Source organism: Streptomyces sp. NPDC006643, assembly GCF_042870175.1.
Taxonomy (GTDB): Bacteria; Actinomycetota; Actinomycetes; order Streptomycetales; family Streptomycetaceae; genus Streptomyces.
On record NZ_JBIAHA010000021.1, the window covers coordinates 115,021 to 134,453 of the forward strand.

The following is a 19,433-nucleotide window of genomic DNA, read 5'->3' on the forward strand; positions in this document are numbered from 1 at the left end:
GGTGCTAGGTACACCCCCGATTGGGGGCGGAGACAGCTCCCGTCCGACGCCTCCCGCCCGGCAGACTGATGGTCGTGCCCGTCAGTCGGGCCGAGGCCGGCCGGTCGCCGATGGGGCACGGGCGACGAGGAAAGGGAATGACCATGAGCGGGACACCAGGCGTGGCGAAACGAACAGTCGTGGAGTCGGCGACGACCGCCGGCCGGGGGCTGGTGCTGGGGTTCACCGCCATCGCCGGTTCGGTCACGCTGTTCGTCCTGTCGGTCATCTCGATCGCCTTCATCCTGATCGGTATCGGTGTCTTCACCACGCCCTACGTCCTGACGGCCGTACGGATGCACGCCAACCAGCGCCGGCTGCTGGCGGCCACCTGGTCGGACGTGAAGATCCCGGTCCCGTACCGCCCGATGCCCGCCGATCTGCGGACCGGCGTCACCGGCCTGGTGGAGCGGACCACGCTGATGCTGAAGGATCCGGCGACCTGGCGGGACCTGGGGTGGCTGATGGTGGACATGACGGCGGGCGCGACGGTGGCCCTGCTGTCCATGGCGCTGTTCGTCTACCCGCTGGAGGGCCTGGTGCTGGCGGCCGGACTGTGGCGGGTCTTCGAGAACGACGCGTACTGGTACGGCTTCGTCCCGGTCGACAGCCAGCTGACCGGCCTGTTCGCCGCCCTGCTCGGCGCCGTGCTGTTCGCGGTGGGCGTGCGGTACGCGAACGACATCCAGCGCGGCTACTTCCTGCTGGCCAGGGCCATGCTCGCGCCCGACCACGACCAGCGGCTGGAGCAGCGCGTCGCCCATCTCACCGAGACCAGGCACGACGCCGTGGACACCTCCGCCGCCGAACTGCGCCGCATCGAGCGAGACCTGCACGACGGCGCCCAGGCCAGGCTGGTCGCCATGGGCATGGACCTGGGCACGATCGAGGCGCTGATCGAGAAGGACCCGGCCAAGGCGAAGGAGCTGATCGCCAACGCCCGTAAGTCATCCGCCGAGGCGCTGACGGAGCTGCGTGACCTCGTACGGGGCATCCACCCGCCGGTCCTGGCCGAGCGCGGGCTGGGTGACGCGGTGAAGGCGCTGGCGCTGCGGCTGCCGGTGGAGACCGACGTGGAGGTGGATCTGCCGGGCCGCGCCGACGCGCCGGTGGAGTCGGCGGCGTACTTCGCGGTCAGCGAGATCCTGACCAACGCGATAAAGCACTCCGGGGCGGACCGGATCTGGATCGACATGACCTACGCGGAGTCCATGCTGCGGATCACGGTCGGTGACAACGGGGGCGGCGGCGCGAAGATCGGTTCCGGTACCGGGCTGAGCGGACTGGAGCGCCGACTCGGTACATTCGACGGCATCCTGGCCGTCAGCAGCCCCGCGGGCGGCCCCACCATGGTCACCGTGGAGATCCCTTGCGAGTTGTCCTAGCCGAAGATCTCTTCCTGCTCCGTGACGGCCTGGTCCGGATGCTGGAGGCGTACGACTTCGAGGTCCTGGCCGCCGTGGAGACCGGACCCGAACTGACCAAGGCATTCGCGGAACTGAGGCCGGACGTCGCCGTCGTCGACGTCCGGCTTCCGCCGTCGCACACGGACGAGGGCCTCCAGTGCGCCCTCGCCGCGCGCAGGGAACGGCCGGGGCTGCCCGTCCTCGTCCTGTCGCAGCACGTGGAGCAGTTGTACGCGCGCGAACTGCTGGCCGACGGCAACGGTGGCATCGGCTATCTGCTCAAGGACCGGGTCTTCGACGCCGACCAGTTCATCGACGCGGTGCGCCGGGTCGCCGGCGGCGGTACGGCGATGGACCCCCAGGTCATCCAGCAACTCCTGTCCCGCAGGGCGCAGGACAAGCCGATCGGCCAGCTGACGCCGCGTGAGCGGGAGGTCATGGAGCTGATGGCGCAGGGGCGGTCGAACGCGGCGATCGCCGCCCAACTCGTCGTCACGGAGCGGGCGGTGTCCAAGCACACGTCGAACATCTTCGGGAAGCTGGGGCTGCCGGTGTCGGACGACGACAACCGGCGCGTACTCGCGGTGATCGCCTATCTGGACCGGGGACAGCAGTGACGGGCTGACACCCCCTGTGCCCAAGGGGCCGCCGGGCGGGGTGTGTTGGGGGCATCCGCCCGGTTTGTTGATGGAGATTTCTATGAAACATCGCGGCGGCTGAACAGGCCGCGAATGACGTCCGTATGGAACGGAGCGCTTCCTCCCCACGCCGGAGATCCCCCTGAACCGGCACCGAAGCTTGAGGAGTTCCATGGGACGCACAAGAAAACGCTCGACCGTGGCGAACCGGGCCATCGCGGCCTCGGCGGCCTTGATTCTGGGCGGGGGTGGGCTGGTAGCGGTAAATGTCTACGCATCCGCGGGAGAAGGCCGCTCCGGTCAGGAGCAGCGGATCGAGAATGCCGGACGGCAGATGTCCACCATCGACTGTCCCGAAGTCGCCAATGAGCTGACCAAGGTACCGAGGCGGGCCCGTGCGGCGGTCGACCGGGAACTCGCCCGGATGGATACGCAGATCACCGACGCGTACAAGCGGTTCGCCGACAACAAGGCGAAGCTGGAGAGAGATCCGAAGCTTACCGAGAAGAAGATTCTCAAGCCGCTGAAGCAGAAGAGGCTCGCCAGCCTCAAGAAGATCCGTTCCGCGCTCAAGCGCGCGGGGCACTGGCAGAAGAGCCTGGACTCGCTCGCCCCGTGCACCATGCGGCCCGATGACGACAGCACCAACGAGGGTGATCCGGGCGGCGGCCAGAACGGCGGCCAGGGTCAGAACGGTGGTCAGGGCGAGAACGGTGGCCAGGGCCAGAACGGCGGGCAGGACGGCGGGCAGGGTCAGAACGCGGGCCAGGACGGCGGGCAGGGCGGCGGCGACGGCGGTCAGCCGCCCGGCAACGGCCCCGACGCCTCCGACTTTGTCGACATCCAGTCCATCGAGCCGAACAGCCAGGAGCCCCAGCCCGGCGAGCAGGCCTCGACCGGCAACTTCACCACCGAGTGCGGGCGCAACGAGAACGGTCTCTTCAACTCGGACAACGTCATCGCCGCGCCCGGCGTGAGCAACGGCGCCCACCACAAGCACGACTACATCGGCAACCAGGCCAACAACGCCTTCGCCAGCGACGACGACCTGGCCAACGGTGAGACGACCTGCAACGAGCAGGGTGACAAGTCCACCTACTACTGGCCGGTGATCCGTCTCCAGAACGGCCAGAACGAGGCCGACGCGAACGAGGACGGCGGCGGCAAGGACGGCAACGTCGGAGAGATCCAGACCCCGTCCGAGGTCACGCTCCAGTTCGTCGGCAGCCCGGTGTCGAAGGTCACGGCCATGCCCCGCTTCCTGCGCATCATCACCGGTGACGCGAAGGCGTTCGTCAACGGCGACGCCAACGCGAATGCCTCGTGGAGCTGCACCGGATTCGAGGAGCGCCAGCTGAAGGACAAATACCCGATCTGCCCGGCGGGCAGCCAGGTGGTGCGTTCGTTCAATTTCCAGAGCTGCTGGGACGGACAGAACACCGACAGCGCGAATCACCGCACCCATGTGGCGTTCGCCGATCAGAACGGTCAGTGCCAGGAGGGATTCCAGGCGATTCCACAGCTCAAGCAGCGGATCGTGTACGACATTCCGCCGGGGCCCGGATTCGCGGTGGACTCGTTCCCCGAGCAGTTGCACAAGCCCATCACCGACCATGGCGACTTCATCAATGTCTTCGACGAGGACGTGATGAACAAGATGGTCGACTGCATCAACACCGGTAAGGAGTGCAATTAGCGAAGTGACGCGCTGACGTGATGAAACGGTGAGGTGATGTCGGACGCCGGCCGGGCTGTGCACAACAGCCCGGCCGGCGTCCCGCGCCGTCAGCCCGGTGTGGGGTGGCCCGAGTGCCCCTCGGTCCCGTGGTCGCCACCGCCGGTCCCGTGGTCGCCACCGGTGCCGTGCTCCTCGCCGCCGTCGCCGCCGGCGCCGTGGTCCTCGCCGCCCGCGCCGTGCTCCGGGGCCGTCTCGACCGTCCCGCCCAGCTTGCCGCGCAGCGACTCGACCACCTTCGCGTCGCCGCTGGCCACCCACTTCCTGCCGACGAGATACGACCCGCCGTAGTCGTTCGCCTCGTTGATCCACTCACGCAGACCCCGGTCGGTCGCGAACGTGGTGAGGATGTATCTCCCGTAGCCCGTCTTGCAGTTGGCCTGACGCAGCTCCTCCGCGTCGGTCTGCACGTTGGGGTCACATTCGGCCTTCTCGGCCAGTTGTTCGAGGCTCCCGGTCGCCGTCCTCGGCTCGTCGGGGGCCTCGTCGTCGTTCGCGCCGCAGCCGCTCAACAGGGCCAGGGCGAGGGCCGGCACCAGCAGTGCCACTCGGGGTCGCTCGGTACGCATTCGGCCATCGTGCCCTCTCCACAAGCCCCCGCGCGGGTGAACGACGCATCACATCGTTGCCCACCCCCCTCCCCGTCATTAACGTGCGCTCCGCATACACCTGTTGTCACTCCCCGTGACCGCTCCCCCGTAACTGAGGACAGAGGACCGCTGATGACCGAGCTGCCGAGTCCCATCCCTCCCGCCACTCATGCCACTCCCGCCACTTCCGGCATTCCCTCCCGGCGCGCGGTGCTGGCCGGCGCCGGTGCGATCGGCGTCGGTACGGCGCTGGCCACGCACTCCCCCGCGACGGCCCGCCCGGCCGCGCCGTCGGCCCCCGCCGACCCGTCCGGCCCGGCCGACCCGGCCACCGTGAGCGCCGCCGCCCGCGCCGCCGTGGGACGCCTGCTCCCGCGCCACGCCGACCAGTTCCGCTTCCGGGTGGTGCGCGGCGCCGAGCGGTTCCGGGTCGCCGGGTCCGCCGGCCGGATCGAGGTGTCGGGCACCGACGCCGGCGTCCTGCTCACCGGGGTGCACTGGTATCTGAAGTACGAGTGCGGCACCCACCTCAGCTGGTCGGGCAGCCGGCTCGACCTCCCCGCCACCCTGCCCGCGCCCCGCCGCCCGCTGGAGCGTTCGGCGACCGTACGGCACCGGTTCGCCCTCAACGACACCCACGACGGCTACACCGCCCCGTACGCCGACTGGCCGCGCTGGGAGCGGATGCTCGACATCCTCGCCCTGCACGGCTGCAACGAGGTCCTCGTCACCACCGGCCAGGAGGCCGTCTACCACCGGCTGCTGACCGAGTTCGGCTACTCCGACACCGAGGCCCGTACCTGGCTCCCCGCGCCCTCCCACCAGCCGTGGTGGCTGCTCCAGAACATGAGCGCGTACGGCGGCCCGCTCTCCCCCGAGCTGATCGAGACCCGCGCCCGGCTCGGCCGGCGGATCACCGACCGGATGCGCGAGCTGGGCATGTCTCCGGTGCTCCCCGGCTACTTCGGCACCGTCCCGGACGGTTTCGCCGCCCGCAACCCCGGCGCGCGGACCGTGCCGCAGGGCGACTGGAACGGTCTGCCGCGCCCCGACTGGCTCGACCCCCGCGGCCGGGTCTTCGCCGATGTCGCCGCCGCGTTCTACCGGCACCAGGGCGAACTCTTCGGCGAGGTGAACCTCTTCAAGATGGACCTGCTGCACGAGGGCGGCAGCGCCGGCGACGTCCCCGTGCCCGACGCGGCCCGCGCCGTCGAGACATCGCTCCACACGGCCCGCCCCGGCGCCACATGGGTGATCCTCGGCTGGCAGACCAACCCCGTACCCGCCCTGCTCGACGCCATCGACACCGACCGGGTGCTGATCGTCGACGGCCTGTCCGACCTGGACTCGGTGACGGACCGCGAGCGGGACTGGGGCGGCGCGCCGTACGCCTTCGGCACCATCCCCAACTTCGGCGGCCGTACGACGATGGGCGCCAACTCCGACCGCTGGACACAGCGGTTCACGGCCTGGCGCGACAAGCCGGGCAGCAGGCTCGTCGGCACGGCGTACATGCCGGAGGCCGCCGAGCGCGACCCGGCCGCCTTCGAGCTGTTCAGCGAACTGGCCTGGCGCGAGGAGGCGATCGACCGCGAGAGCTGGTTCCGGTCGTACGCCGATCTGCGCTACGGCGGCGAGGACGGCGCCGCGCGGGACGCCTTCGATGTGCTGGAGGCGACGGCGTACCGGCTGACGACCGCCGACGGGCGCCCCGTCGACTCGCTCTTCTCCCGCCGCCCCTCCCTCACCGCGTCCGTCGGAACCGCCTTCGACACCGCCGAGTTCGACAAGGCCCTCGGGTCGCTGCTCGGCGTACGGGAGTCGCTGCGCGGCTCCGACGCGTACCGGCACGATGTGACCGAGCTGGCCAGACAGGCGCTCGCCAACCGCTCACGGCTGCTGCTGCCGCAGTTGCGCGGCGCCTTCCAAGGAGGCGACGCCGCCACGTTCCGCGCGCTGGCGGCGCTGTGGCTGAAGCTGATGCGGCTGAGCGACACGATGGTGGGCTGTCACCGTTCGTTCCTGCTCGGGCCGTGGCTGGAGGACGCCAAGCGGCTGGCGACCAGCCCCGAGGAGGCCGCGACGCTGGAGTGGACGGCGCGCACGCTGATCACCACCTGGGCGGACCGGTCGGCGGCCGGGCATCTGAGCAACTACGCGAACCGCGACTGGCAGGGCCTGCTCGCCGATGTCCATCTGCCGCAGTGGCAGGCGTATCTGGACGAGTTGGCCGACGCGCTGACCGCCGGGCGGGAGCCGAAGACCTTCGACTGGTACGTGGACGAGGAGGCGTGGACACGAGCCCGCACCGGCTATCCGGTGCGGGCGACGGGTGACGCGTACCGGACGGCCCTGCGGGTACGGGACACCCTGGCCGCCGCCCCGTACCAGGGCACCGTCGGCGTCACCGCCGACCCGCCCGCGTTCACACCGGGCGGCACGGGCACGCTGAGGGCCGACTTCCGCAACGTCAACGGGCTGCGCGGCACCGGCCCCGTCGACTTCGCCCTGACGGGCCCCGACGCCCGGCCGGACGGCCCGACACGGCTGCCGTCCGTCGCCCCGGCGGGCACCGGCTCCGTCTCCTGGTCGGTGACGGCCCCCGCCGAACCGCTGACGGCGCCGCTGCGCCCCCTGCCGTACGAACTGGCGCTGGAGTACGGCCCGCGCGGCGAGGAGCGCGTGCGGACCGTCCAGCGCGGCACCGCGTACGTCGCGGGCCCGCTGGCCCCGGGCCGGCGCACGTACACCAACAACGGCGCCGTGTTCGGGCAGTTGGGCGACCGCTTCGCGGTCAACGGCGGCGGCCAGGACCTGTGGCGGGCGACGACTCAGTTCGGCGCGGCCTTCGAGGAAGGCGCGTTCACCGACGGGGTGAGCGTGACGGTACGGGTGGCCGCGCAGGAGAACACGGGGCCGTGGGCCCGCGCGGGCATCATCACCCGCACCGACCTCACGACGCCGGGCTCGCCGGGGATCGTGAACCTGGCCGTGACCCCGTCGAACGGGGTGGTGCTCTCGTACGACACGTCCGGCGACGGCACGCTGGACACCTACCGGCGCGTCACGGGGGTCACGGCCCCGGTGCTGCTGCGACTGACGCGCGAGGACGGCCTGTTCACGGGCGCGTACTCGACGGACGACGGCACGACCTGGCGCACGGTGGCCTCGATCCCGACCCCGGGCGCCTCCACCACCCAGGACGTGGGCCTCTTCATGACGGCGACGAACGGAAGCAGCGGCCTGCGGGGCACGGTCGAGTTCGACGGGTGGGAGGTGACGGGGAGGGGGTGACGGCGGCGGGGTGCGTGGCGGCGGAACGGGGTCGTGCGGTACGGCTGCCGGGCTCTGAAAGCGGGCGTGGGGCAAGGGAGTTGCCGACGGTGGGCCGGGTTGCTGGGGTGACCATCCGACGAATCGCTCGTTCTGCTGAACGTGCCCCCAACCGACGCCGCCACGGCCGCCGCCCCCTCCCCCACGCCCGCCCCCATCGACGTGGAGCAGGCCGAGGCCGCCCTGGTCGAGCACTATCCGCGGCTCGTGCGGATCGCCTATCTCGTGCTGCCGCCGGCCCTCGGCCGCAACCGCCGGGTGCTGACCGCCCACGCCGTCGTCCAGCGTTCGCTGCCGCGCAACCGCACCGTCGCGACGCCCGACAGCGGCTACGCCTATCTGCGCGGCCGGGTGCTGCGGCAGGCGCTCGACGCGGGGCGGCCGTCGCGGCGCGCGGCGTGGCCCCGGCGCTCCCAACTGCCGCCGCTGCTGCCGCACGTGTGGGGCCTGCGGCTGTTCCCCCGCTCGGGCGGCGCCGACGAACTCGCCCTCGACCGGCGCCTGTCGGCCCTCTCCGGCGGCGCCAGGGCCGCCTTCGTACTGAGAGGGCTGGAGCGGCTGCCCGACCGGGACGTGCGCCGGCTGCTCACCGCCGGCGGGATCGAGGACCCGCACGCGGCGCTCGCGGAGGCCGACGGCATCGGTACGGAGGGCGTGGCGCTGCTGGAGTCCCCCGAGTACGACCCGTGTTCACTCCAGGCCCGCCCCACCGATCTGCTGCGCCGCCGCCAGCACGCGCGCGCCGCCGTCGCGGGGGTCGCCGCCGTGGCCGTCTGCGGCGCGCTGCTCGGGCTGCCCGGCGACGGCTGGGGCGCGAACGGGGCCGCCGCCCCGCCGTACACCCGCAACTCGGCGGCGGAGGCGGCCCTGGACCCGTCGAAGCTGCACCGCGTCCCGGAGAACGCCTGGCGGTCCTCCGCCCGCACGGACTTCTCCGTCTGGCCCACGCGCGGCACGCTCACCGGCGACCGGCCGCTGCTGCGGCGGGCGCTGGCGGTGTGGGCGGGACCGGGCGCGTCGGTGCGGGTCTCGTCGACCCCGGCCACGCCGGTGGGACCGCCCATGGGACCGGCGCAGTTGCTGTACGCGGGCGAGGTCGACCGGGCCCGGGTGGTGCTGCTGTACGACGGGCTGCGGATCGCCCGGTACGCGGAACCCCGCACCGGCACCGGCCCGGTGGCGCTGGACTTCGCCCGCGTCGACGGCGCGTCGGCCGACACCGCGCCGGGCACGGCCCCCGCCACGTACGCGCTGGTCGCCGGTCGCACAGACGGCAACGTGCGCTATCTCATGGCGCCCTGGGTGCGGACGACGTCCGTACGCGACCTGCTCGACCCGGCCGGCGACGCGCGGCCCCTGCGGCGTGACGCGGACGGCGTGAGCGATCCGCTGCCGGCGCCGGGCACGCGGCGGGAGTGCGAAGCGTGGGACGTGCTGGAGGTGACGGAGAGCGGCGCGGGCGGCGTACGGCTGCTGTCCGACCTCGGTGAACTCACCCCCGCCCGGCTGACGTCCGGTCCGCCGTCGGCGCCGTCCGACGTGTCGGGGAGCGCGGCGCGCGCCGCCTGGGCGCGTACGGCGTGTCTGCTGCCCGCCGTGCGCTCGCACGGCGTGCGGACGGTGAACTCCTGGCAGTTCGCGAGTCAGAGCCTGCCCGAGTCCAACGGCGCCGCCCGGTGGGTGTGCACGCGCGCGGAGACGTGGCGGAGCACCGAGAGCAGAGTGCTGGCGCAGTTCCAGCCGCCGTCGGCGAAGGACGGGGCGCCGAAGCCGGGCGCGGTCGCGGCGCGGGCCTCGGACTCGGCCGCGTGCGGCGCCCGGGAGCCCCGTGTGCTGGCGGGCGTGCTGTGGAAGTCGCGGGGCGGCCGGTGGTACGTACTGGCGGCCGGCAGCGACGAGTTCCGCTCCGTCCGTACGACGGGCGGTGTCACCGGCTCGGCGCGGGGGCGGGTGCTCGCGGTGCCGGCGAAGCCCGGTGACCGGGCGGAGCTGGACGGGCTGCTGGCGGACGGCACCCGGGTGGGCGCGCTGCGGTGAGCGCCGGGGCCGTCGGCGGCGGCTCAGGGCAGCAGCAGCCAGTCGGTGGCGAGCGTGGCCGCGAGGCCGAAGCCGAGCACCCAGGTGGCGAGGCGGGTACGGCCGTGTCTGCTGAGTTCGATGACGACGCCGCACAGGATCATCGCGAAGCCGTAGAGGCCGACGACGAGGACGGAGCTGCGGTTGGCGAGCCGTACGGCCAACAGGGCGGCCATGGCGACCAGAAGGACGGAGGCGACGACGACGCGGAGGCGGCGGGCCTGGCGCGGGGTGAGGGCGTGGTCGCCGTCGTCGAGACCGCCCGCCCCGTGCTCCCCGTCCCCGTGGTCGGTGTCCCCGTGCTCCCCGCTCTCGCGGTCGGTGTCCCCGCGGTCCGCTTCCGCCGTCTCCGCGGTCTCTTCGGGGCGGGCGGCAAGACCCGCCTCCGGCTTCCCCCTTGGCCCGGACACCGGCTCCGGTCCCGGCGTTTCGGTGACCTCTTCCTGGTCAGATGCGCTCATGGTCGGCGAGCGTAACCGACAGGCTCCGGCCACCGACGGTTAGGCTGTTCATATGACGACCGGGGTACGACGCAGAATGGGCGTCGAAGAGCGACGGCAGCAACTGATCGGTGTCGCGCTGGAACTGTTCAGCCACCGCTCGCCCGATCACGTCTCGATCGACGAGATCGCGGCAGCCGCCGGCATCTCCCGGCCGCTGGTCTACCACTACTTCCCGGGCAAGCAGTCCCTGTACGAGGCTGCGCTGCGGCGGGCCGCCGACGAGTTGGCCGCGCGCTTCGTCGAGCCGCGCGAAGGGCCGCTCGGCGCCCGGCTGCTGCGCGTCATGACGCGCTTCTTCGACTTCGTGGACGAGCACGGCCCCGGCTTCTTCGCGCTGATGCGCGGCGGCCCCGCCGTCGGTTCCTCCACGGCCAACGCCATGATCGACGAGGTGCGGCAGGCCGCGTACGAGCAGATCCTGTCCCATCTCTCCGTCCAGTCGCCGCCGCCCCGGCTCGAACTGGTCGTGCGCTCCTGGGTGTCGCTCGCCGAGTCGACGGCGCTGCTGTGGCTGGACGGCCGCCGGATCCCGCGCCTGGAGCTGGAGTTGCAGCTGGTGCACGACTTCGCCGCGCTGGCGGCGGTCAGCGCGGCGTACGACGACGAGATGGCACGGATCCTGCTGCCGGTCCTCGCCGACGAGCCGCCGGGCGGCCCGTTCGGCGATCTTGTGACCCGGCTGACGGCCCTGGCGGCGACGCTGCCGACCCCGCTGCCGAACCCCCGCTCCGAGTAGGCGCCGGGGCGGTCAGCCGGCCGGACCGTAGACGACCGTCACTTCCTTGAAGCCGAGGGAGGAGAGCAGCCCTTGCAGCATGCTGGTGGTGTTCTTCTCGGCGCGGACGGTCAGTTCGCTCTCCTTGGCGGCGTCCTGGATGTGCTGGGCGGCGAGTTTGTTGACGGCGCGCTCGTCACCCGGGTTGTCGGAGAAGAAGTCGCCGAGCCGGTCGAACAGCCCGCGCTGCTTGGAGACGGCGTACGACCGGTCCGGATCCAGTGTGGCCTCGCCGAGCTTGGCGTGCGGCAGCCGTAGCGTCGCGGTGGTCCGTGCCTCGTTGACCTGGACGTTCTTCTCGTCGATCGCGCCGAGGTCCACGTACGAGCCGACGCTGCCGGCGCCCACGTAGAGCGTGCGGCTCCCCTTGAGGGTGTCGGGGAGGAACTTGGCGTCCTTCTCCAGGTCCACCACCACCTGGAAGTTCCCGGACGCCGCCTGGTACCGGCTGAGGTCCTGGATGGACTTGAGCAGCGTCGGCCCGGTGCGGTCCTTCGTCTCGTCGCCGAAGACGTCGTCGAATCCGGGCACGAGGTCGAGCCGGCTGCCGATCCCCAGCAGCACGACAAGCACCACGAGCCCCACGGGCAGCTTGACCCACCAGGGCGCCCTCGACACCCGCGCCGCGGGTGTCGGGCGTCCGCCCCGGCTCTGACTCTGGCTCTGTTCGGGTTCTGGTGTCACGTCGGTGGACGTCATACCTACCGGGTTACCCGTCCCACGGCGTTCACGCCACGACAAGCGTGCAACAAGTTCGGGCAACCGCCGCGCATGGAACGGGCGTTGACGGGACCGGCCGCGCCCGGCTCAGGGCATCGGCCCCTGGAGGGCCTTCGCCAGCCCGGCCGCGCGGTCCTCCGACAGGCCCCGCTCGAACGCCGTCTCGTACGCGTGGTCGCCCACCGACTCGCGGGCGCCGCGCTCGCACTCCGCACGGACCGCCGCCAGTTCCGGGGTGCCGCGCTGGGGGTGGCCGACCATGCGCCAGTACGCCTGACCGGTGCCGTAGACGCCGGCCGCCCGCTCGCCGTCGCCCTGCGCGGCGACGGCCGCCGCGAGCAGGTCGAGGCCGAGCGCGATGCCGAAGCTGTCGCGCAGTTGGTGTTTGCCCGCGAGCATCGAGCGGGCGTGGGTCTCCGCCTCGTACGGGTGGCCGGTCAGCAGGTTGACCAGGGAGAGCTGGTAGTCGGCGTACGACCGGGTCCAGCATTCGCCCCGTTCCGCGCACTCCTCGCGCAGCGTCGCCGCCTCGTGGCCCGCTTCCTCCAGCCGGCCGAGGCCGGTGAGGGCGAAGACCCGCACGAGACGGCAGCGCAGCTGGGAGGGGTAGGAGAAGCCGTCGCCCCCCACCGCGCTCAGCGCGCGGTCGGACACCGTGTGGCCGGCCTGCGTGTGGCCCATCATCAGCGAGGTCAGGCCCAGCAGGTAGGCCGCCGAGAGCATGGACTCGGGGTCCTTGTCCTGCCAGGCGGCGAGGGAGCACTGCTCGCCGATGCGGTGCGCGGCCTCGTGGTCGCCCTGGAGCATGACGGTCAGGCCGAGCGCCCACAGGGTGCGGGTGCGGTCCGGTCCGGGCGCGTCGTGGGCGGCGAGGGTGCGTTCCAGATAGATCCGGGCCTCGTGGAGGTGGCCGCAGCAGGTCCAGAAGAAACCGACCCGGCCCGCCATCTCCACGGCCGCCGCCGGGTCCGCCGCGAGGAAGTGGTCGAGGGCGGCGCACAGGTCGGAGTGGCTGTCGGCGATCCTGCCGTACCAGGCGATCTGGTCCCGGCCGAGCCAGCCGCCGTGCGCCTCACGGACGAGCGCGGCGAAGTGTGCGGCGTGGCGGTCGGCGAGCACGCGCTCCTCGCCGAGTTCGGCCAGCCACAGGGCGCCGTACTCGCGGAGGGTGTCGAGCATGCGGTAGCGGGTGCCGTGGCGCCGGATGACGGAGCGGTCGGTGAGTCCCGTCAGGGCGCGGCCGATGTCGTCGGGGCCGAGCGGTCCGCCGGCGCAGACGGCCCGTGCGTCGGCCTCCTCGATGTCGCCGCTGAACACGGAGAGCCGGGCCCACAGCAGCCTCTCCAGTGGGGCGCACAGTTCGTGGCTCCAGCCGATGGCGGTGCGCAGCGCGCGGTGGCGCCGGGGCCAGGCGGTCTGGTCGGTGAGGACGTCGAGGCGGGAGGTGAGGCGTGCGGCGATCTCCTCGACGCTGTTCTCGCCGAGCCGCGCGCAGGCGAGTTCGAGGGCGAGCGGGATGCCTTCGAGGCGGCGGCAGATCTGGTCGGCGGCGAGCGCGACCGCGGGTTCGTCGAGGCGGATGCCGGGCGCCGCCGTCATGGCGCGCTCCCGGAAGAGAGCGAGTGCGAGGCTTTTCTCGTCGTCGCCGTCCAGTGGCAGGGGCGCCACCTCGATGCGTTCCTCGAAGCCGGCGCCGAGGGGCTGGCGGCTGGTGGCGAGGACGGTGAGGCCGGGCGCGGCGGTGAGGAGTTCGCCGACGAGCCGCGCGCAGGCGTTCACCAGCCGTTCGCAGCAGTCGAGTACGAGCATCAGCCGCTTGTCGGCGAGCCATTCGCGGAGTGCTTCGACGGGCATCCGCAGGGTGTGGTCGGAGAGTCCGACGGCGTCGGAGACGGTGCTGAGGAGCAGCCGCTCGTCGGCGAGCGGCGACAGGTCGACCCACCAGACGCCGTCGGGGTATCGCTGGACGGCCCGGCCGGCCGCGCGGAGCGCGAGTCTGCTCTTGCCCACGCCGCCGGGTCCGGTGAGCGTGGTCAACCGGTGTGCCTTCAGGGCGCGTTCGACGTCCGCCAGCTCGGCCGTGCGGCCTACGAAGCTGGTCGTCTCGTCAGGAAGATGTCCCACCACGGGGACAGTCTGGCCCAGTTGGGGAGCCGGACTGTCCGCCGTGGTGAGAATCGGTCAGTTACGGAGCCGGTCGGGCGGCCGTGCCGGTCGGGGGCCGCTCACGCGCCGGCCCGGAACACCGCCACCGTCCGCCCCGGCACCGTGAAGGTGCCCGAACTCGCCTCGTACGAAGCCTCCTTGACCGTGGGGTCCGCACCGCCGGCCTGCTGGGGATGCAGCCCGTACGGGCGGCCGGCGAGCGCCGTGACCCGCTGGTTCGCCGCGTCCGGCGTGGCGTTGAGGACCACCACCAGCCCGCCGAGGCGCATCGTGATGACACCCGGTGTCTCGTCGGGGCCGGAGAGCGGGAAGCTGAGCGCGGACTGGACGGCCTCCGTGGAGGAGAGGCGGAAAGCCGCCTCCGTGGTGCGGATTCTCAGCAGATCCTGGTACGCGGCTGCGGCGCCGGTGCTCTCGTCGCAGCCGGGGACGATGCCGGGCGTCGCCAACAGGGGTTTGGCGTAGGCCCACTTGTCCTCGTTGTCGGCGGCGGGCGGCAGTCCGCGCCCGAAGCCGTTGCCGTCCCGGCAGTCCCAGTTGATCGCGTTGAACCAGTCGCCGCTGTCGTAGGAGTTGCGGTCCAGCGACTTGGAGCGCAGCAGGTCCGTCCCCGCCTGCGACAGCGAGGGCCCCTGGGTGAGCGCGGCCGTCGCCATGGCGAGCACCTGCGCCCTGGCCCGATCGGCGGCCGGGGTGGTGCGGGGGAGCTTGAACGCCAGGGCGTCGTAGAGGCTTTCGTTGTCGTGCGCGTCGGAGTAGGCCAGCGCGTCACCGGGCGCGGCGGCGTAGCCGGCCGGGGCGCCGTTGTAGTCGACCTCGGAGCCCTTGACGGTGCGGCCGGCGGTGTCGGTGAAGGAGTAGTCGGCGAGATTGCCGGTGAGTCCGACCTTGATCAGGTCCTGGTAGTGCAGCAGCCGGGCCCGCTGCTCGGCCGCCGTGCCGTTCGCGGGTGAGGAGTTGGGGTCGGTGAACAGTCCGGAGGCGAAGCCCTGGACGCCAGGGTCCTCGTCGAAGGGGCCGCCGCCGCGTACCGCGTCGCGCGCCCGGTCGGAGAAGGTCGCGATCCCGGTGCCGGCCATGTTCCGCTGCGTGGCCTGGACGAAGCGGGCGTCACCGGCGATCTCGCCGAAGTCCCAGCCCTCTCCGTAGAGGATGATCGCCTTCCCGTCGACACCGTCCTTGGCAAGGGTCAGTTCGTCCAGCGCCTTGCGCACGGCGAGGATGTTGGCCTTGGGGTGGTGGCCCATCAGGTCGAAGCGGAAGCCGTCGACCTTGTACTCCTTCGCCCAGGTGACGATCGAGTCCACCACGAGCTTGCCCATCATGGCGTTCTCGGGCGCGGTGTTGGCGCAGCAGGTGGACGTCGCCACGGTGCCGTCGTCGAGCAGCCGCTGGTAGTAGCCGGGCACGATCCGGTCGAGTACGGACTTGGGGTCCTGGCCGCTCGCCACGGTGTGGTTGTAGACGACGTCCATCACCGTCCGCAGTCCGGCGCCGTTGATGCCCTGCACCATCCGGCGGAACTCCACGGTGCGCCTGGTGCCTTCGGGGTCACTGGCGTAGCTGCCCTCGGGCACCGTGTAGTGCAGGGGGTCGTAGCCCCAGTTGAAGCCGTCCTTGGCCGCCGCCTTCGCGACGCAGGCCTGCTGCTCCTCGGAGTCGGGGGCGTACACGGACAGATCGCAGGCCGGTGTCTGCTGGTCGGCGGGCTTCTCCGGGATGGTGCCGATGTCGAACACGGGCAGCAGATGCAGGTACGACGTTCCCGCGTCGGCCAGTTGGGCGAGGTGCTTCATGCCCTTGGACCCGGTGTCGGTGAAGGCCAGATAGCGGCCGGGGTGGTCGGAGGTGCGGTCCGCGATCGAGAAGTCGCGGACGTGCAGTTCCTGGATCTGCGCGTCGCGCATCGGGACGGCGGCGGGCTTCCTCAGGGTCGACCAGCCCTTGGGCGCGAGCTTCGGGTCGGTCAGGTCGACGGCGAGGCTGCGCGCCGAGTCGGTGGTCAGAGCGGTGGAGTACGGGTCGGTGACCTTGTTGGTGACCATCTTCCGCACGCCGGGTGCCCAGACGTCGACCACGTACCGGTACGGCTTGCCCGTCCAGCTCCGGTCGCCCTTGACCGACCACACGCCGCTGCGGTCGTCGCGCCGCATCGGCACGCTCCGGCCGTCGAGTTCGAGCGCGACCCGCCGCGCGGTGGGCGCCCACACCGACAGGGTGGGACGGCCGCCGCTGAAGACGGGGCCGAGCGAGGCGTCTGTCGCGGCGCCCGCGTACAGATCGTCCAGCACACCGGGGATCTGTACGCCGGTCGCGTCCAACAGGGCCCCGTTCGCGGCCCGTTGGGTGGCGATGAGCTGCCCGCGCAGCGACTCCCTCACCCGGTCCCGGTCACGCGGGTCGACGGTGAACGCCGGAAAGTCCTTCAGATGGGGGTGGGCGGCCTTCTGCGCGTCGGTCAGCGTCCCCGGGGCGAGCCGCAGCCACTGGCCCTCCTTCGACAGCGCGCCGTTCTCGACGGTGATCCCGCCGTCCGGCGCGTACACGAGCTGCTGGCTGGTCGCACCGGTGGCCTTCACCTTCCACACGACGGTGTCGCGGTCGATCCACTGCGCCTCGGCCTGACCGAGATCCGGCGTGGGTACGGCGCCGGCGGTCGGCAGCAGATAGCCCGGCCGGCCGCCGAGCATCCAGACCTCGTTGCCGTAGGTCGCGAGGTCCAGGGACTGATCGGACGGCAGGTCCTTCTCGTCGCCCTTGTGCAGGATGTAGCTGAGCGACGTGGCGCCCTCGGCGAGCGGCACCTCGTACGTCACGCCGTACGCGTCCCGCTTCACCGGCTCCAGCGGCTTCGCCCAGTCGGTGGGGTCCTTGGCGCCGGTCCAGGTGTGCAGACCCCAGCCGTCGTACTTCCCGTCGGCCCGCTGGTAGTGCAGGACGGCCTTGGTCTTGTCCTGCGGCGGGTAGACACCGTCGGGCGCCTTCTCGCTCTGACCGTCCGCACCCTGCTCGATCCAGACCTCACCGGTCTTCGCCAGGTCGACGGTGCGCGGCGGTCCGTCCGGCGTCCCGTCCTTGACCACGGTGTACGGGACGGCCGACGCGCCTTCGGGGACGTCGACCCAGGCGAACGCGCCGTAAGCGTCTCGGCCGGTGAACTCGGCCGTCGTGTCACCGGACTTGAGCTGCCACCCGTCGTACTTCCCGTCGGCGCGCCGGTAATGCACGATCGCGTGCTCGCGCTCGACCGCCGTGGGCGGCTCGGGCGCCGGTGTCTCCCCCGCGGTGGAGGAGGCGAGGTCGGAGGCGGTACGGCCCCGGCTGTCGACCACAACGGCCTTGTAGCGCAGGGGTGTTCCGGCGGCCACGTCGGTGCCGAGATGCTGGGTGACCTTGTACGGGGCGTGGTCGGCGCTGCCGAGGGTGCGCCACTTGCCGTTGCCGGTCTGGGCGGCGAAGACGACGCGGTTCAGCTGTCCGCCGTCGACGTCGGCGCCGATCTCCACGGTGCCGGTGGCACCGGCCGCCGGGGCGGTGAGGGTGATCGACGGCTTGGCGGCGGGCGGCGCGAGCGGTTCACCGGCCCGCAGGACGAGCGACGACAGCGCGGGGACGGTGACCTCGATCGTCGCGTCGGCCCCGCTGCGTACGGTGCCGCCGGTGTCCGGACCGCCGTACAGGGTACGGAAGTCGGCGCGCGCCGAGCCGGTCGGCACCTTGACGGTCTTCGGTGTCGCGGCGTTGTTCACGGCGACGACATACTCGTCACGCTGCCGCGCGTCGGTACGGGAGAACGCGTACACGGAGCCCGAGGCGTAGCGCTCGGTCTGTACGCCGTCCCGCAGCGCCGGGTGCCGCTTGGTGAGCTTGGACAGTTCGGCGATCGACCGGTAGATCGGGTGGGTGGGGTCGTACGCGTCAGAGGCGTGGGTGCGGTCGGTGCCGAGCTGGTCGTCGTCCAGATAGTCGGGGGTCGTGGAGGCGAAGAGGCTCTGGCGGGCGTCCTTGTCCCCGCCGGGGCCGGTGAAGCCCTGTTCGTCGCCGTAGTAGATCACCGGGTTGCCGCGCGAGAAGAACATCAGCTCGTTGGCGAGACGGGCGCGCCCGACCAGTTCGGCGTCACCGGCCCCCGGGTTGTCCTGCTTGAGGAAGGTGCCGATGCGGCCCATGTCGTGGTTGCCGAGGAACGACACCTGCTCGTAGGCGTTGGCCTTGTCCGTGGTGTAGCGGTAGTCCTCGCCGAAGACCTTGGCCAGGCGCTCGGCGGGGGCACCCTGGGAGGCGTAGGCGCGCGCCGCGTCCTGGAAGGGGAAGTCGAGCGTGGAGTCGAGCCGCCCCCGCGTCACATACGGCGAGGTGACGGCGGTGTCGGCGGAGTAGACCTCGCCGAACATGAAGAAGTCGTCGCGGCCCCGCTTCGCGGCGTAGGCGTCGAGCGCGGTGGCCCACTGGGTCCAGAAGTCCAGGTCGACGTGTTTGACGGTGTCGATGCGGAAGCCGTCGATGTCGAAGTCACGGACCCACTTCTGGTAGATCTCCGCCATCCCTCTCACGACCTCGGGCCGTTCGGTCCACAGGTCGTCGAGTCCGGAGAAGTCGCCGTACTCGGAGCTCTCCCCCGCGAACGTCGAATCGCCCCGGTTGTGGTACATCGCCGGGTCGTTGAGCCAGGCCGGGACCTTCTTCTCGCCCGCCTTCGGGGCCGGTGTGTACGGGAACGCGTCGGCGTCGACGCGGCCGACGCCCGCGCGGTCGTCGAAGGGGCGGCCGTCCTTGTCGAGATACGGATAGGCGCCCTTGGGGCGGTAGCCGTACTTCTTCTCCGCGTAGTCGACGGTGTCGGCCGTGTGGTTGGTGATGACGTCGAAGAAGACCTTCATGCCCTTGTCGTGGGCCTTGTCGATCAGCCTCTCCAGCTCGGCGTTGGTGCCGAAGTGCGGGTCCACCTGTGTGAAGTCGGTGATCCAGTAACCATGGTAGCCGGCCGACATGTCGTCGCCCGTGCCCTGCACCGGCTTGTTCTTGAAGATGGGCGCCATCCAGATGGCGGTGGTGCCGAGGCCCTTGATGTAGTCGAGCCGGTCGGTGATCCCCTTGAGGTCGCCGCCCTGGTAGAAGCCCTTGTCGGTGGGGTCGTGACCGGTGGCCTCACGTGAACCGGTCAGCCCGCCCCGGTCGTTGGTCCGGTCGCCGTTGGCGAAGCGGTCGGGCAGCACGAAGTAGAACTGGTCGCGCGTCAGGTCGTGGCGGGCCGGTTCGGCGGCGAGCCGGGCGTCCGACGGCGGCGCCGGGGCGCGGGCGGCGACGGCCGGCAGCGCGGGCACCAGGGCCGCGCACAGGGCCGCGGCGACGACGGCGACGGCCGTTCGGCGCGGGAGCGCGGGCAGCGGAGGGCGAATCACGCGGGGATCTCCTCGGGGTACGGGAGGGCCGGCCCGGCGACGGCGCGTGG

11 protein-coding genes are annotated in these 19,433 nt (G+C 71.8%); 6 read left to right on the forward strand and 5 right to left on the reverse strand.

Annotated features, from left to right (window positions below; genetic code table 11):
- Positions 1 to 143: 143 nt before the first annotated feature.
- From ACFYNU_RS27195 to ACFYNU_RS27205, 3 genes are all read left to right on the forward strand, one after another.
- Positions 144 to 1,424 (forward strand): sensor domain-containing protein, encoded by a 1,281-nt coding sequence (locus ACFYNU_RS27195; protein WP_356594084.1) that lies wholly within the window; start codon positions 144 to 146, stop codon positions 1,422 to 1,424.
- Positions 1,409 to 2,062 (forward strand): response regulator transcription factor, encoded by a 654-nt coding sequence (locus ACFYNU_RS27200; protein ID WP_356594085.1) that lies wholly within the window; start codon positions 1,409 to 1,411, stop codon positions 2,060 to 2,062. The genes ACFYNU_RS27195 and ACFYNU_RS27200 overlap by 16 nt, the downstream gene beginning before the upstream one ends.
- Before the next feature lie 193 nt (positions 2,063 to 2,255).
- Entirely contained in the window at positions 2,256 to 3,779 is a 1,524-nt protein-coding gene (locus ACFYNU_RS27205; protein WP_356594087.1) for a DUF1996 domain-containing protein, read from the forward strand.
- An 89-nt stretch (positions 3,780 to 3,868) separates the two neighbouring features.
- On the opposite strand, the gene ACFYNU_RS27210 is transcribed toward ACFYNU_RS27205, so the two are convergent.
- Entirely contained in the window at positions 3,869 to 4,387 is a 519-nt protein-coding gene (locus ACFYNU_RS27210; protein WP_356594089.1) for a hypothetical protein, read from the reverse strand.
- Positions 4,388 to 4,540: 153 nt separating this feature from the next.
- Here ACFYNU_RS27210 and ACFYNU_RS27215 point away from each other — a divergent pair, with 153 nt between their 5' ends.
- Both ACFYNU_RS27215 and ACFYNU_RS27220 read left to right on the forward strand, forming a co-directional pair.
- A complete protein-coding gene (locus ACFYNU_RS27215) occupies positions 4,541 to 7,702 on the forward strand; it encodes an alpha-N-acetylglucosaminidase (protein ID WP_356594091.1) in 3,162 nt (1,053 codons plus the stop codon).
- A 141-nt stretch (positions 7,703 to 7,843) separates the two neighbouring features.
- Entirely contained in the window at positions 7,844 to 9,778 is a 1,935-nt protein-coding gene (locus ACFYNU_RS27220; protein WP_356594092.1) for a hypothetical protein, read from the forward strand.
- Between the two features lie 23 nt (positions 9,779 to 9,801).
- Here ACFYNU_RS27220 and ACFYNU_RS27225 read toward each other — a convergent pair whose 3' ends face one another.
- Positions 9,802 to 10,278 (reverse strand): hypothetical protein, encoded by a 477-nt coding sequence (locus tag ACFYNU_RS27225; RefSeq protein WP_356594094.1) that lies wholly within the window; start codon positions 10,276 to 10,278, stop codon positions 9,802 to 9,804.
- A gap of 52 nt (positions 10,279 to 10,330) precedes the next feature.
- Between ACFYNU_RS27225 and ACFYNU_RS27230 the strand changes: the two genes are divergently transcribed.
- Positions 10,331 to 11,056, forward strand: a complete 726-nt coding sequence (locus ACFYNU_RS27230) for a TetR/AcrR family transcriptional regulator (RefSeq protein ID WP_356594096.1) — start codon at positions 10,331 to 10,333, stop codon at positions 11,054 to 11,056.
- 12 nt (positions 11,057 to 11,068) lie between these two features.
- Here ACFYNU_RS27230 and ACFYNU_RS27235 read toward each other — a convergent pair whose 3' ends face one another.
- The 3 genes from ACFYNU_RS27235 to pulA form a co-directional block, all read right to left on the reverse strand.
- A complete protein-coding gene (locus tag ACFYNU_RS27235) occupies positions 11,069 to 11,794 on the reverse strand; it encodes a DUF4230 domain-containing protein (RefSeq protein WP_356594098.1) in 726 nt (241 codons plus the stop codon).
- 108 nt (positions 11,795 to 11,902) lie between these two features.
- Positions 11,903 to 13,939: an NB-ARC domain-containing protein gene (locus tag ACFYNU_RS27240; protein ID WP_356594100.1), complete on the reverse strand. Its 2,037-nt coding sequence runs from the start codon at positions 13,937 to 13,939 to the stop codon at positions 11,903 to 11,905.
- Between the two features lie 101 nt (positions 13,940 to 14,040).
- Positions 14,041 to 19,383 carry a pullulanase-type alpha-1,6-glucosidase gene (gene pulA / locus ACFYNU_RS27245; RefSeq protein WP_388767468.1) on the reverse strand — a complete coding sequence of 1,781 codons (5,343 nt, stop codon included), beginning with the start codon at positions 19,381 to 19,383 and terminating at the stop codon, positions 14,041 to 14,043.
- Between the last annotated feature and the right edge of the window lie 50 nt (positions 19,384 to 19,433).

What these genes read in the sequence shown, in the direction of transcription:
- ACFYNU_RS27195 (WP_356594084.1), top strand. Translation starts at nt 144, where the DNA reads ATGAGCGGGACACCAGGCGTGGCGAAACGAACAGTCGTGGAGTCGGCG.
- ACFYNU_RS27205 (WP_356594087.1), top strand. Translation starts at nt 2,256, where the DNA reads ATGGGACGCACAAGAAAACGCTCGACCGTGGCGAACCGGGCCATCGCG.
- ACFYNU_RS27210 (WP_356594089.1), bottom strand. Translation starts at nt 4,387, where the DNA reads ATGCGTACCGAGCGACCCCGAGTGGCACTGCTGGTGCCGGCCCTCGCC.
- ACFYNU_RS27215 (WP_356594091.1), top strand. Translation starts at nt 4,541, where the DNA reads ATGACCGAGCTGCCGAGTCCCATCCCTCCCGCCACTCATGCCACTCCC.
- ACFYNU_RS27225 (WP_356594094.1), bottom strand. Translation starts at nt 10,278, where the DNA reads ATGAGCGCATCTGACCAGGAAGAGGTCACCGAAACGCCGGGACCGGAG.
- ACFYNU_RS27230 (WP_356594096.1), top strand. Translation starts at nt 10,331, where the DNA reads ATGACGACCGGGGTACGACGCAGAATGGGCGTCGAAGAGCGACGGCAG.
- ACFYNU_RS27235 (WP_356594098.1), bottom strand. Translation starts at nt 11,794, where the DNA reads ATGACGTCCACCGACGTGACACCAGAACCCGAACAGAGCCAGAGTCAG.